Annotated in this window: 10 protein-coding genes and 1 pseudogene; 7 read left to right on the top strand and 4 right to left on the bottom strand. The window is 64.9% G+C overall.

Features of this window, described 5'->3' with window-relative positions; genetic code table 11:
• The first annotated feature begins 3 nt into the window (after positions 1–3).
• Positions 4–201 (top strand): hypothetical protein, encoded by a 198-nt coding sequence (locus tag AUC68_RS03200; RefSeq protein ID WP_069436315.1) that lies wholly within the window; start codon positions 4–6, stop codon positions 199–201.
• A 16-nt stretch (positions 202–217) separates the two neighbouring features.
• On the opposite strand, the gene AUC68_RS17440 is transcribed toward AUC68_RS03200, so the two are convergent.
• Positions 218–490 (bottom strand): hypothetical protein, encoded by a 273-nt coding sequence (locus AUC68_RS17440; RefSeq protein WP_244500379.1) that lies wholly within the window; start codon positions 488–490, stop codon positions 218–220.
• On the opposite strand from AUC68_RS17440, the pseudogene AUC68_RS03195 reads away from it, so the two are divergent.
• The 6 genes and pseudogenes from AUC68_RS03195 (at position 401) to AUC68_RS03170 (ending at position 8,859) form a co-directional block, all read left to right on the top strand.
• Positions 401–1,274: pseudogene (locus tag AUC68_RS03195) on the top strand (glycine--tRNA ligase subunit alpha). The gene AUC68_RS17440 and the pseudogene AUC68_RS03195 sit on opposite strands and share 90 nt — an antisense overlap.
• The gene (glyS, locus tag AUC68_RS03190; protein WP_141701064.1) at positions 1,271–3,784 is read left to right on the top strand and encodes a glycine--tRNA ligase subunit beta; all 2,514 of its coding nucleotides are present in this window, start codon (positions 1,271–1,273) and stop codon (positions 3,782–3,784) included. Before AUC68_RS03195 ends, glyS begins: the two are co-directional and overlap by 4 nt.
• A 2-nt stretch (positions 3,785–3,786) precedes the next feature.
• On the top strand, positions 3,787–4,212 hold the full coding sequence (locus AUC68_RS03185) for a VOC family protein (protein ID WP_069436314.1): 426 nt from the start codon (positions 3,787–3,789) through the stop codon (positions 4,210–4,212).
• Complete coding sequence (locus tag AUC68_RS03180) at positions 4,209–4,622, top strand: gamma-glutamylcyclotransferase family protein (protein ID WP_069436313.1); 414 nt, start codon at positions 4,209–4,211, stop codon at positions 4,620–4,622. The genes AUC68_RS03185 and AUC68_RS03180 overlap by 4 nt, the downstream gene beginning before the upstream one ends.
• Positions 4,623–4,733: 111 nt before the next feature.
• Positions 4,734–7,421, top strand: coding sequence for a pyruvate, phosphate dikinase (gene ppdK / locus AUC68_RS03175; RefSeq protein ID WP_069436312.1), 2,688 nt, complete (start codon positions 4,734–4,736; stop codon positions 7,419–7,421).
• A 472-nt stretch (positions 7,422–7,893) separates the two neighbouring features.
• Entirely contained in the window at positions 7,894–8,859 is a 966-nt protein-coding gene (locus tag AUC68_RS03170; protein WP_069436311.1) for a cell wall hydrolase, read from the top strand.
• On the opposite strand, the gene nadC is transcribed toward AUC68_RS03170, so the two are convergent.
• From nadC to nadA, 3 genes are read right to left on the bottom strand one after another with little or no spacing between them, the layout of a single operon-like run.
• Positions 8,810–9,658, bottom strand: a complete 849-nt coding sequence (gene nadC, locus AUC68_RS03165; protein WP_069436310.1) for a carboxylating nicotinate-nucleotide diphosphorylase — start codon at positions 9,656–9,658, stop codon at positions 8,810–8,812. The two genes, AUC68_RS03170 and nadC, sit on opposite strands and share 50 nt — an antisense overlap.
• A gap of 44 nt (positions 9,659–9,702) precedes the next feature.
• Entirely contained in the window at positions 9,703–11,322 is a 1,620-nt protein-coding gene (locus AUC68_RS03160) for an L-aspartate oxidase (RefSeq protein WP_244500370.1), read from the bottom strand.
• A 34-nt stretch (positions 11,323–11,356) separates the two neighbouring features.
• Positions 11,357–12,424 (bottom strand): quinolinate synthase NadA, encoded by a 1,068-nt coding sequence (nadA, locus tag AUC68_RS03155; protein ID WP_069436309.1) that lies wholly within the window; start codon positions 12,422–12,424, stop codon positions 11,357–11,359.
• Positions 12,425–12,823: the final 399 nt, after the last annotated feature.

Raw genomic sequence — 12,823 nt, 5'->3', positions numbered from 1 at the left:
CCGATGCCGCAGGTTCTCCTCTTGGCCGCCATCGGCGCGGGGCTTCTCCTGGTCAGGCGGTACCTGAAAAAGGAGCAGGAGCGCGTTCGGGCCGAACTACAGAAGGCGGAGGAGGCCATGGAGCGGCGGGACATCGAAAGCAGCGTGGCGCTCGAAGAGGACCCCGTCACCGGCGTCTACCGCCCCAAAAAGCCGCATTAGGCCAGACGGAGCCGCATTAGGCCGGGATGGCCCTGCCAGGCCGCAAGGCGGCACCCCGCTCGGCGATGGATGTCCTTCTATGGCTTCCATTGTCGCTCGCAAGGCAATAGCGTGCGGCGGCGATCCTGCCCTTCCACGAATCGGACATGTCCAAGCAATCGAAATCTGCCGGAAAGGCACCGCGCCCTCGTTCCAGGACCTGATCTTGAGGCTTCAGCGCTTCTGGGCCGATCAGGGCTGCGTCATTCTCCAGCCCTACGATATGGAGATCGGCGCGGGCACGTTTCATCCGGCCACCACGCTGCGGTCGCTCGGGCCCAAGCCTGGCGCGCGGCCTATGTGCAGCCTTCGCGGCGCCCCAAGGACGGCCGCTACGGCGAGAACCCGAACCGGCTCCAGCACTATTACCAGTTCCAGGTCATCCTGAAGCCCTCGCCGCCCGACATTCAGGATCTGTATCTGGAGAGCCTCTACGCCATCGGGATCGACCCGAAGAACCACGACATCCGCTTTGTGGAGGACGACTGGGAGAGCCCCACGCTCGGCGCCTGGGGGCTTGGCTGGGAAGTCTGGTGCGACGGCATGGAAGTGTCGCAGTTCACCTATTTCCAGCAGGTCGGCGGGTTCGACTGCGATCCGGTGTCCGGCGAACTCACCTACGGGCTCGAGCGCCTGGCGATGTATGTGCAGGGTGTCGACAATGTCTACGACCTCAACTTCAACGGCGGGGAAGGGGACGCCAAGGTCACCTATGGCGACATCTTCCTGCAGGCTGAACAGGAGTACTCCCGGCATAATTTCGAGCACGCCAACACGGCGAAACTGTTCGAGCATTTCCGCGATGCCGAGGATGAGTGCAAGGCATTGCTTGAGGCGGGCGAAAACGGCGAGCGCCATTTGATGGTGCTGCCGGCCTACGACCAGGCCATCAAGGCCTCGCACATCTTCAATCTGCTGGATGCGCGCGGGGTGATCTCCGTCACCGAGCGCCAGGCCTATATCCTGCGGGTGCGCGATCTCGCCAAGGCCTGCTGCGCGCCTGGCTCAAGACGGAAGCGGGCGGTGCGTCATGAGCCAGGCGAAGATCCTGCATCAAGCGCCGGTGCTGTTCGCGCGCGATCTGCCCAAGACGATCGACTATTGGGCCGAGAAAGTCGGCTTCGGCACGCTCGGCGTCTGGGGCGAGCCGCCCGACTTCGCCATCGCCGCGCGCGATGCCGCCCATGTCATGCTGACTCAGGTGCCAGAGGCTAAAGAGGCCGTTCCCCATTGGCACATCAAGGACAAGATGTGGAATGCATATTTCTGGGTCGACGATGCGCGCGCCATGTACAAAGAGCTGAAAGAACGCGGTGCGCTGATCGACTATCACCTCGGCGAGAAGCCATACGGCGTCCTCGAATTCGGCATCCAGGATCTCGACGACCACGACATCGGTTTCGGTCAAGACCTCTCGCCGGGAGGACCTCGCGCCATGGCTGAACTCCTGCTCGAATTCTTCTCCGAAGAGATCCCGGCGCGCATGCAGACGCGTGCGCGGGAGGACCTTGCGCGCTTGCTCGGCGACAAGCTCAAAGCCGCCGGTCTCGAATTTTCCGAGATCCGCACCTACGCCACGCCGCGCCGTATCACGGCCGTGGTCGAAGGCCTGCCGAAGCGTTCGCCGGACGTCAGCGAAGAGCGCAAGGGCCCGCGCGTTGATGCGCCCGAGAAGGCCATCGAGGGCTTTTTGAAATCCGCCGGATTGAAATCCGTCGACCAGGCGGAGACCCGCGAGGACAAGAAGGGCAGCTTCTATGTCGCCCTGATCGAGACGCCGGGACGCGACACCGCCGACGTGGTGGCCGAGATCGTGCCGGAGATCGTCAAGACCTTTCCTTGGCCCAAGGCCATGCGCTGGGGCGCCGGCAAGCTGCGCTGGGTCCGTCCGGCTGCATTCCGTCCTCTGCATCCTCGGCGGCAAGGTCTCGATTTCGAGATCGACGGCATCGAGAGCGGCAAGACCACGCGCGGCCATCGCTTCATGGCGCCGAAAGCGTTCGACGTGAAAGACTTCGCCGACTACGAGGCGAAGCTGCGAAAGGCCTACGTCGTTCTCGATGGGGACGAGCGCGCCGCGCGGATCCTCGACGCGGCGCGGGCGCGCGCCGGCGAGCACGGCTTCGCGCTGGTCGAGGACGAGGGACTGCTGCACGAAAATGCCGGGCTCACCGAATGGCCCGTGCCGCTCCTGGGCGCATTCGACGAAGAGTTTCTGAACGTGCCGCCGGAAGTGCTCGCCACCTCCATGAAGGCGCATCAGAAGTGCTTCTCGGTGTCCAAGGGCGATGAACTGGCCAACCGCTTCGTGCTGGTGGCGAACCTGGACGCCGACGACGGCGGCACCTCCATCACCCAAGGCAACGAGCGCGTGATTGCCGCGCGGCTGTCGGATGCGAAATTCTTCTTCGATCAAGATCTCAAGGTCTCGCTCGAGACGCGGGTGCCGCAGCTGAAAGACATCACCTTCCACGAGAAGCTCGGCACCCAGTACGAGCGGGTGCAGCGCATCTTCAAGCTGGCGCGGGACCTGGCGCCGCTTGTCGGCGCGGACGCGGAAGACGCCGAACGAGCCGGCATCCTCGCCAAGGCCGATCTCGTCAGCGACATGGTCGGCGAGTTTCCGGAGCTGCAAGGCATCATGGGCCGCTACTACGCGCTCGATCAGGGCGAACGTCCGTCCGTGGCCAATGCCATCGCGGATCACTACAAGCCGGTGGGTCCTTCGGACGAGGTTCCGCGCGAACCCGTGTCCATCGCCGTCGCCCTTGCCGACAAGCTCGACACGCTGGTGGGCTTCTGGGCCATCGACGAAAAGCCTACGGGCTCGAAGGATCCGTACGCCCTTCGCCGGGCGGCGCTCGGCGTCATCCGGATCGTTCTGGAGAACAATCTTCGATTGCCGTTGATTGATCAGTTCGAGACTCAATCTCCGAGGATTGACGACAATCGCAAGAATATGACCGCGAAGGTCCATAAGTCCGAGCTTATGGATGGGCGGCGGGTCCGCACGTCGAGCCTCGACCTCCTGTCCTTCTTCGCCGACCGCCTGAAAGTCTATCTGCGCGACCAGGGCGCGCGGCACGATCTGGTGGACGCGGTGTTCGCGCTGGGCGGCGACGATCTTCTGATGATCGTGGCGCGCGTCGAGGCGCTCGGCCGTTTCCTCGACACGGACGACGGCGCGAACCTGCTCGCCGGCACCAAGCGCGCGGCGAACATTCTTCGCATCGAAGAAAAGAAGGACGGCAAGACCTACGACGACGCGCCCGATCCCGCGTTGCTCGAGGCGCCGGAGGAAAAGGCGCTGGCCAAAGCCGTCGACGATGTGGAGAAGGCCGCCGCGAAGGCCGTCGAGGACGAAGACTTCGAAGCGGCCATGACCGCCATGGCGCGTTTGCGTGCGCCGGTCGATGCGTTCTTCGACACGGTCACCGTCAACGCGGACGATCCCAAGTTGCGCGAGAACCGCTTGCGGCTCTTGAATCGCATCCGCAGTACGACGAAGACCGTCGCCGACTTCTCCAAGATCGCGGGATCGTAAGAATGCCACCGCATGTCAGTCTCATCACGCTCGGGGTAGCCGACGTCGGCAAGGCAACCGCCTTCTACGAGCGGCTCGGCTTCAAAAAATCGAGCGCGAGCCAGGACGCCGTTACCTTCATTCAGGCGGGCGCGATCGTTCTAGCGCTCTGGGGCCGCGATGCGCAGCGTGAGGACGCCAAGGCCGAAGAGCTATGGACCGGCAATGGTGGAATTGTCGTTGCCATGAACTGTGCCAGTGAGCACGAAGTGAATGCGATGCTGATCAACGCACAGGCAGCCGGGGCGACGCTGCTCAAGCCGGCAGAGATGGTCTTCTGGGGTGGCTACAACGGTTATTTCGCAGACCTCGACGGCCATGTCTGGGAGGTGGCGTACAATCCGCTTTGGCCCCTTCGAGAGGACGGGCGCATCGACCTGCCGGAATGAGCGAGCCGGGCCACATCTTTGTCTACGGCACGCTCCGTCAAGGCAGCAACCATCCCATGGCACGGCGCCTCGCGGCCCAAGCGCGTCACGTGGGCCAGGCCCGCGCAACCGGCAAGCTCTACGACATGGGCTGGTATCCCGCGGCGCTGTTCGACGAAAACGCACCGACCCGCATCATCGGCGACGTGTTTGCCTTGCCGCCCGGAGACCGGCTTCTGGCCGAGCTCGACGCCTACGAGCATGGCGATCCGAACTACGCGCGGATTTCCCTCGACGTGTCGCTGATCGGTGGCGGCGGCATTCTCGCCTGGACCTATGGCGTGTCCGCCCCGCCGAATGCCCGGGTCATACCGGGGGGCGACTTCCTCACCCATTGGAACGCGAAGAACCGGCGCCCCATGCGACCATAGTGCCGCGCTCTTAAGGGTCCCGCCTTTGCCCGTTTGTGTGCAATGCACCAGACGGTCTAAAAGAGGGGCCGGACCAGGGCATCGACAACGCAACAGAGGAAACGAGACCGGATGGCGGATCAGGCGCCCAAATGGGTGTACAGCTTCGGCGGTGGACGCGCCGACGGCTCCGCCGCGGACAAGGACCGCCTCGGGGGCAAGGGCGCACACCTCGCCGAAATGTCGCGTATCGGGCTTCCCGTACCGCCCGGTTTCACCATCGCCACGGATGTGTGCGCGGCCTATTACGAGAACGGCCGGCGCCTCCCCGAAGAACTGAAGCCCATGGTGGACGAAGCGCTTGTGAAGATGGCCGCGTATAGCGGGGCGCATTTCGGCGACGTGGACCATCCGCTGCTCGTGTCGGTCCGGTCCGGCGCGCGCGCGCCGTCCATGCCCGGCATGATGGACACGGTTCTCAATCTCGGTCTCAACGACGAGACCGTCGAGGGCCTGGCCCGGCGGACCGGCGACCGCCGTTTCGCCTACGACACCTATCGGCGCTTCATCCAGATGTATGCGGACGTGGTGCTCGGGCTCGACCATGGGCTGTTCGAAGACATTCTCGAAAACTACAAGGCCCTGAAGGGTTTCGAGCTCGATCCCGAACTCCAGGCGGACGACTGGATCGAGATTGTCGGCCGTTACAAAGGGTTGGTCGAAAAGGAGCTCACCTTGCGGTTTCCGCAGAGCCTGCGCGACCAGCTATGGGGCGCCATCTCCGCGGTGTTCGGATCGTGGCAGAATGCGCGCGCCATCGCCTACCGGCGGCTGCACGACATTCCCGACGATTGGGGCACCGCTGTCACCGTCCAGACCATGGTGTTCGGCAACAAGGGCGACAACAGCGCCACCGGCGTCGTGTTCACGCGCAACCCCTCCACGGGCGTCAACGAGTTGTTCGGCGAGTTTCTCCTGAATGCCCAGGGCGAGGACGTGGTCGCGGGGCTGCGCACGCCTCAACCGCTCACCGAGAGAGCCGGCGCGGTCAATGGGAACGGAAAACCCTCGCTCGAAGCCCTGATGCCGGACGCGTTCGCCAAGTTGAAGGACGCCTGCGCCAAGTTGGAGCGGCACTTCCGCGATCTCCAGGACATCGAGTTCACGGTCGAGGCCGGCGAACTCTTCATGCTGCAAACGCGCGCGGGCAAACGCTCGACGCAGGCCGCGCTGAAGATCGCCGTCGATATGGCCGACGAGGGCATCATCACCAAGGAAGAGGCGGTGGAGAGGATCAACCCGGCGCAGCTCGACCAGCTCCTCCACCCGACGCTCGACCCCAACGCGGACATGACGGTGCTGGTGAAGGGCTTGCCCGCATCGCCTGGTGCGGCGTCCGGCGAGATCGTCTTCGACGCGGACGAAGCGGTGCACATGAAGTCCCAAGGGCACACCGTCATTCTGGCGCGGATCGAGACCTCGCCCGAAGACGTCCAGGGCATGCATGCATCCGCCGGCGTCTTGACCACGCGTGGAGGGATGACCAGCCACGCGGCGGTGGTGGCGCGCGGCGATGGGCCGTCCGTGCGTGGCCGGGGCCGCGGCCCCCATATCGATCTGGAACACGAAACGCTCGAGGCGGGCGGCATCGTTCTGCACAAGGGCGACGTCGTCACCATCGACGGCTCGTCCGGCAAGCTCATCAAAGGGCGCGTGACCATGCGGCAGCCCGAGCTGTCGGAGGATTTTTCGACGCTGATGCACTGGGCCGACGGTCTGCGGCGCATGGAGGTGCGGGCCAATGCCGACACCCCGGCCGATGCGCGCCATGCGCGGGATTTCGGCGCCGAGGGCATCGGGCTGTGCCGCACCGAACACATGTTCTTCCAGGACAACCGAATCGTCGCCATGCGCGAGATGATCCTGGCGGAGACGAAGGAGGCGCGGCGCGCGGCGCTAGCCGATCTCCTGCCGGCGCAGCGCCAGGACTTCATCGAGCTGTTCGAGATCATGGCCGGATTGCCGGTGACGATCCGCCTTTTCGACCCGCCGCTCCACGAGTTCCTGCCGAACGAGGAAGACGCGATCGCGGACGTGGCGGAGTCCATGGGGGTCAGCATCGCCCAGCTCAAGCGCCGCATCGGCGTTCTCAGGGAGTTCAACCCCATGCTCGGCCAGCGCGGGGCGCGATTGCTCGTCACCTATCCGGAGATCGTCGACATGCAGGCCCGGGCGATCTTCGAGGCGGCCATCGAGACCGGAAAGGAACTTCACCACCGGGTGCGCCCCGAGATCATGGTGCCGCTGGTGGCGACCAAGCGCGAGCTCGACCTTGTCAAAGAGCGCATCACGGTTACGGCGCGCGCGGGAGAAGGAACGCGAGACGAGCGTCGCCTCGAGGTGGGATCCATGATCGAACTGCCGCGCGCCTGTCTGGTGGCGGGCGAAATCGCCGAGGCGGCCGAGTTTTTCTCCTTTGGAACCAACGATCTGACCCAAACGACGTTCGGCCTCAGCCGCGACGATGCGGGCCGATTCCTGGGAGAATACGCCGACAAGGGGATCATTAACCACGATCCCTTTATGACGCTCGATAACGCAGTCGGAGAACTCATGGAAATCGGTGTCGAGCGTGGCCGGGCCGTGCGTCCGGACCTGAAGATCGGCGTTTGCGGCGAGCATGGCGGCGATCCGGAAACCATTGGTTTCTGCGAACAAATTGGCCTCACCTACGTGTCCTGCTCCCCCTATCGGGTGCCTGTTGCGCGTCTCGCCGCAGCCCAGGCAGCCCTGAAAAAGCAAGCGGTAACGGATCGTTAGCCAGTCTTTGTAGAAATTGTAGAGCGTTGCCGATATGCACAGATTGATCTAGAATAATCGCTGCTTGTTAAGGCAAACAACGGGGTCCCGGGTTCGAACCGGTAGGGGGCTTTGCACCGACGGTCCGTCGGTTCACTTCCAACCAGTCGCTTGGGAAATTTTGGGGACGCCCCGGGAACGTGTTGATCGATCAGCACGTTTGACGGGGTAAGAAGTTTCGGACGGCCGGTCCAGGGGGACGCTCGCGAAGGCGGGTTACTGGTCAGCCATCCGTACGGGGACCTGGAGGGACAATGGGCCGACGCGTTCGTCGGATGTGGTACGCCGCCGCTGCGCTCGTACTGCTCCCGTTCATCGGTGTGGGTTACGCAGTTGCGTCCGGCAGCCTGTTCAGCGCCGAGGTCGAACTGTTCCTGCCGCTCCCGGGACCGTTTCCAACGTTATTCGCACCGCCGCCGCGCCCGAACCCAGGATGGTCTCCACCGCGGCCGCCCGCCTGTTCTACGAAGACGGCAAGGGCCCGCGCGCCGACCGCTTCGCCGTGTCCGCCTCACAGCCCGTACGGCCCATGGTCACGGCGAGCCTCACCGGCATGCCGAGTTTCTCGAGGGCCGCCGGCGATGAGAAAGACGAGCGCGAGGACGCCGCCGTCAAACCCGCCTCGCTCGTCGTTTCGGAGCGGCGGACCCCTGAGAGCGCTCTATTCCAAACGGCCGGCTACGCCTCGCCCTTCAATGCCGATTTCCAGGTCGATGCCTTCCGTCCGGATCCGCACGACATCGCCTACCGTCCGTCCGAGGAAGCGCTGGACTTCCGTTACAAGGGCGAGACCCAGGCCGAGTTCGAAGAGCGCGAGCGCCACTGCCTGGCCACGGCCATCTATTTCGAAGCGCGCGGCGAGCCGCTGAAAGGCCAGATCGCCGTGTCCCAAGTGATCCTCAACCGGGTGCGTAGTCCCAAATTCCCGCAGACGATCTGCGGCGTGGTCTACCAAGGACAGCACCGCCGGGGCTGCCAGTTCTCCTTTACGTGCGACGGCCATTCCGACAATCCGCGCGACAAGGGCCAATGGGCGAAGGCACAGGATCTGGCCAAGAGCTTCATGGCCGGAGAGCATTGGCTGCCGGAAGTCGGATATTCGACCTTCTATCATGCGAACTACGTGCGGCCGCGCTGGGCCCGCCGCATGAACCGGATCGACAAGATCGGCCGGCACATTTTCTACAAGAAACGCGGCGAAGAGCCCTACGCGGTCGAAGCCGCCCTCGACGCCGAGACCGATGCGGACGATATGGATAGCGACACCGGTTATCTCCTGCCGACGCTGTCACTGGCGTCAGCCGTGCAAGCCGTGACCGACTCCGTCAGTTCCGTGACCGGGACGAGTTCTACGGCGTCCACTCAAGTGATGAGTCTAGGTTACGGGGCGAGTGAGTAAGGGCTCCGACTGAGATCAGGTCGACGCCCGTTTCCGCGATTGCCGCCACTGTCTCCAGATTGACGCCGCCAGACGCTTCCGTCAGCACCTTGCCTTGCGCGAGGGCCACGGCCTCTCTCAGCGTCGGGACATCCATATTGTCGAGCAGCACCGCGTCGATTGGGAATTGCAACGCATCGCGAAGCTGATCGAGGGTGTCCACTTCGACCTCGATCTTGACCATGTGCCCGGCACGCGCGCGTAAGCGCTCCAAGGCGGACCCAAGCCCGCCTGCCGCGGCGATGTGGTTGTCCTTGACGAGCACGGCATCATGGAGGCCGAAGCGATGGTTCGCGCCGCCGCCGCAGCGCACCGCGTATTTCTCGAAGGCCCGCAGTCCAGGCGTCGTCTTGCGCGTGTCCGCGATACGCGCGCCCGTTCCTTCGACCTTCGCGACAAAGGCCGCCGTCAGGGTGGCGATCCCGCAAAGGCGCCCAAAAAAGTTCAGGGCCGTCCGCTCGCCCGTCAGCAGCGCGCGCGTCTTGCCTTCGACGCGGGCAATCGTGGCGCCCGCTTCGGCGGCGGCGCCGTCGTCCAAGAGACGTTCGAATTTCACGCCGGGATCGAGCGCGCGAAACGCGGCCTCGGCGAGATCGAGTCCAGCGATACGGCCCGGTTCGCGCACGACGATGGCCGCGGCGCCCCTGGCGTCCTCCGGGATAATCGGATCGGTGGTGATGTCGCCGGCAAGGCCCAAGTCTTCTGCGAGGGCCTCGCGTACCGCCTTTTCCACCAAATATTCGGGAAGCGGGTAGTCCATGGGACGCCTCTCCGTGATTCCGGGACCGCGCGGCGGAACCGGACCTATCCTTGGCTGACGATCCGCAGGCGCGGCGGGCTGGCGATCCCCGCAGCCTCACGCGCGATCGCGTCGGCGTCTTTCAGGGTCCACATGCTGCGGTGTGCTTGCGCCTCGTCGGGCCCCGGGTAGTCGCTGCGGAAATTCGCGCCGCGGCTTTCGGTCCGCGCGAAGGCCGCCGCGGCGACGAATTTTGCGTGACGAGCTGTTCGCAAGTTGCGGGTCGCCCTCGTTGTCGCGCTCCAGCGCGACGATGGTGCCGAGCGCTTCGGAGAGCCCTTCCGCGTCCCGGACCACGCCCACTTTTGCCGACATGGTCTCGCGCAGCGTCCGCTCCGCCTCGCGTTCGGCTGCGCCGGCACGCTGCCGCGCGCGACCGCCTGCAGAGTCTGCGGTGGCAGCGGGGGCAGGGCGGTGGCGATGTCCTCGGCCACGCGCGCGCCGAACACGACCGCCTCCAGCAGGGAGTTCGAGGCAAGGCGATTGGCGCCGTGCGCGCCCGTGGAGGTCACCTCGCCGCAGGCCCACAAGCCATCGACGGTGCTGCGGCCCTGCACGTCCACCAGGATACCGCCCATGTGGTAATGCGCTGCCGGCGCACGGGGATGGGTTCTTGCGCCGGGGTCGATCCCGGCCGACCGGCAGGTCGAAACGACCGTCGGGAATTCCTCGGCGATGCCGGGGCCGATGGGACGGCAGTCGAGAAACGCGCCGCGTCCGCCGACGACCTCGCGATGGACGGCGCGCGCCACCACGTCGCGCGGGCCGAGCTCGGCGTCTTCATGCACCGCGCGCATGAAGCGCTCGCCCTTGCGGTTGATGAGCAGCGCGCCCGCGCCCCGAAGCGCCTCGGTGGCAAGCGGCGCCGGATCGCGGCCGATATCGATCGCGGTGGGATGGAATTGAACGAACTCCGCATCGGCGATCACTGCGCCGGCACGGGCTGCAATGGCGACGCCTTCGCCCCGCGCTTCGACGGGGTTGGTGGTCACCGAATAAATGTGGCCGGCACCGCCAGTCGCGAGCACCACGGCGCGCGTGGGCAAAACGAAAGTGTGTGTCTGCGAATCTTCGCCGGTCGGGGCAAGGACGACGCCCTGCGCCCGCCCGTTCCGCACGACCAGGTCGCGCGCGGCCACGCCCTCGAGCACGGTGATCGACGGCGTCTTTCGAACCGCGGCGGTGATCGCGCCCATGATGGCGCGGCCCGCCCTGTCGCCCTTCACATGCAAAATACGATTGGTGCGGTGCGCGGCCTCATGGCCGAAGGTCAGCCGGCCCTCGAGATCCTTGTCGAACGGCACCCCGTACTGCAGCAGGTCCTCGATCCGCGCGCGCGCCTCCCGTGCCATCAGCAGCGCCACCGCCTCGTCGACCAAACCTGCGCCAGCGCGCACGGTGTCGGCCGCATGGTCCTCGGGCGTATCGCCTTCAGAAAGCGCGGCGGCGATGCCGGCCTGCGCCCAAGCGCTGGAGGCACCTTCGCCGATCGGCGCCGGCGAGATGACGGTCACCTTGAGCGGCGCGAGCTTGAGGGCCGTAAACAGACCCGCAAGACCTGCGCCCACGACGACCACGCCGTCGGCGGCGTTGTTCGGCACAAGAGAGGTGCTGCCGTTGTTCATCGCTGTCCTTTCGGCGTAGGGCTGAGTTGTGGCGCTAGTGATTGAGATTGATCATCCGCTCGACGGCGGCGCGGGCCGGCTCGATGACGGCCGGATCGATGATCACTTCTTCCTTCATGAAGATGAGGCTATCGAGGATCTTCGGCAGCGTGATGCGCTTCATGTGCGGGCAGAGATTGCAGGGGCGCACGAACTCCGTGTTCGGCGCCTCCACGGCCACGTTGTCGCTCATGGAGCACTCGGTCACCAGCAGCACCTTGGAGGGCTGATTGTCCTCGACCCATTTGATCATGCTGGAGGTCGAACCGGTGAAGTCGGCCTCGTCGATGACCTCGGGCGGGCATTCGGGATGGGCGATGATCTTCACGCCGGGATCGCTTTCGCGATAGGCGCGAAGCTCCTCGGCGGTGAAGCGCTCATGCACCTCGCAGTGCCCCTTCCAGGTAATGATCTCCACATCCGTCTGGGTCTGGACCCATTTGGCGAGGAACTCGTCGGGGATCATGATCACGCGCTTCGCGCCGAGCGACTCGACCACGCGCACGGCGTTCGACGACGTGCAGCAGATATCGGACTCCGCTTTCACGTCGGCCGAGGTGTTCACATAGGTCACCACGGGAACGCCGGGATAGGCCTCGCGCAGCGCGCGGACGTCCTCGCCCGTGATCGACTCCGCCAGCGAACAGCCGGCGCGCAGATCGGGGATCAGGACCTTCTTGTCGGGATTGAGCAGCTTCGACGTCTCGGCCATGAAATGCACGCCGCCCTGCACGATCACCTCCGCGTCCGCTTTCGCGGCTTCGCGAGCGAGCTGCAGCGAGTCGCCGACGACATCGGCGACGCAGTTGTAGATCTCCGGCGTCATGTAGTTGTGCGCCAGCACCACGGCGTTGCGGACCTGTTTCAGATCGTTGATCGCTTTGACGTAAGGGGCGAATCGAGGCCACTCGACGGGCGGAATCACGCGCGCGACGCGCTCATACAGATGCGCGGTCTCGGCAGCCACCTCGGGCGTATAGGCGAGGTCCGGAACGAGGGACGGCGGCAAGACAGCCTGCGCCTTGGCTTCCCATTCCGGGCTCCCGGTATGAACAGACTCCATCGGTGATGGCCTCCTCTAAATATACTCAATATGAGTATATGGTGGGTCTAAAAAGGCCCGGCGCAAGGCCGGCGCGTTGTCTCGTCCAAGCTTGTTGGCGCTATTCTCACAGTGAGTATAGGCAATTGTCCTTATTCTTCAAGGCGTCGCTGCTTCGCACAATTTTCATGCGGCCGTTCAAGGCGTTACTCGAAGTCCCGCCTGCATGTGGCAGGCCGATGCCGGGGGGAGTTCCGGTTGGCAGAAAGGGGTAACCCGGACTACCCTGTCGCCATAAGCGGGGTTTGTAGGATGCGTGGGCGTGTTTCAGTCGCGATCCTGAAGGACCTGGGTGGCTTCGCCCTTGCGCTTCTGTTCGGCCTGGCGGCGTCGGCTCAGAGTGTGCCGGCGCTCGCTGAC

The sequence above is a fragment of the Methyloceanibacter methanicus genome (assembly GCF_001723285.1).
Lineage (GTDB): Bacteria > Pseudomonadota > Alphaproteobacteria > Rhizobiales > Methyloligellaceae > Methyloceanibacter > Methyloceanibacter methanicus.
This window is presented reverse-complemented; position numbering and strand designations above follow the sequence as displayed.

Coding starts and splice junctions, on each gene's coding strand:
- AUC68_RS03180 (WP_069436313.1), top strand. CDS start 4,209: ATGAGCGAGCCGGGCCACATCTTTGTCTACGGCACGCTCCGTCAAGGC.
- AUC68_RS03185 (WP_069436314.1), top strand. CDS start 3,787: ATGCCACCGCATGTCAGTCTCATCACGCTCGGGGTAGCCGACGTCGGC.
- nadC (WP_069436310.1), bottom strand. CDS start 9,658: ATGGACTACCCGCTTCCCGAATATTTGGTGGAAAAGGCGGTACGCGAG.
- nadA (WP_069436309.1), bottom strand. CDS start 12,424: ATGGAGTCTGTTCATACCGGGAGCCCGGAATGGGAAGCCAAGGCGCAG.
- glyS (WP_141701064.1), top strand. CDS start 1,271: ATGAGCCAGGCGAAGATCCTGCATCAAGCGCCGGTGCTGTTCGCGCGC.
- ppdK (WP_069436312.1), top strand. CDS start 4,734: ATGGCGGATCAGGCGCCCAAATGGGTGTACAGCTTCGGCGGTGGACGC.
- AUC68_RS03200 (WP_069436315.1), top strand. CDS start 4: ATGCCGCAGGTTCTCCTCTTGGCCGCCATCGGCGCGGGGCTTCTCCTG.
- AUC68_RS03160 (WP_244500370.1), bottom strand. CDS start 11,322: ATGAACAACGGCAGCACCTCTCTTGTGCCGAACAACGCCGCCGACGGC.
- AUC68_RS03170 (WP_069436311.1), top strand. CDS start 7,894: ATGGTCTCCACCGCGGCCGCCCGCCTGTTCTACGAAGACGGCAAGGGC.
- AUC68_RS17440 (WP_244500379.1), bottom strand. CDS start 490: ATGAAACGTGCCCGCGCCGATCTCCATATCGTAGGGCTGGAGAATGAC.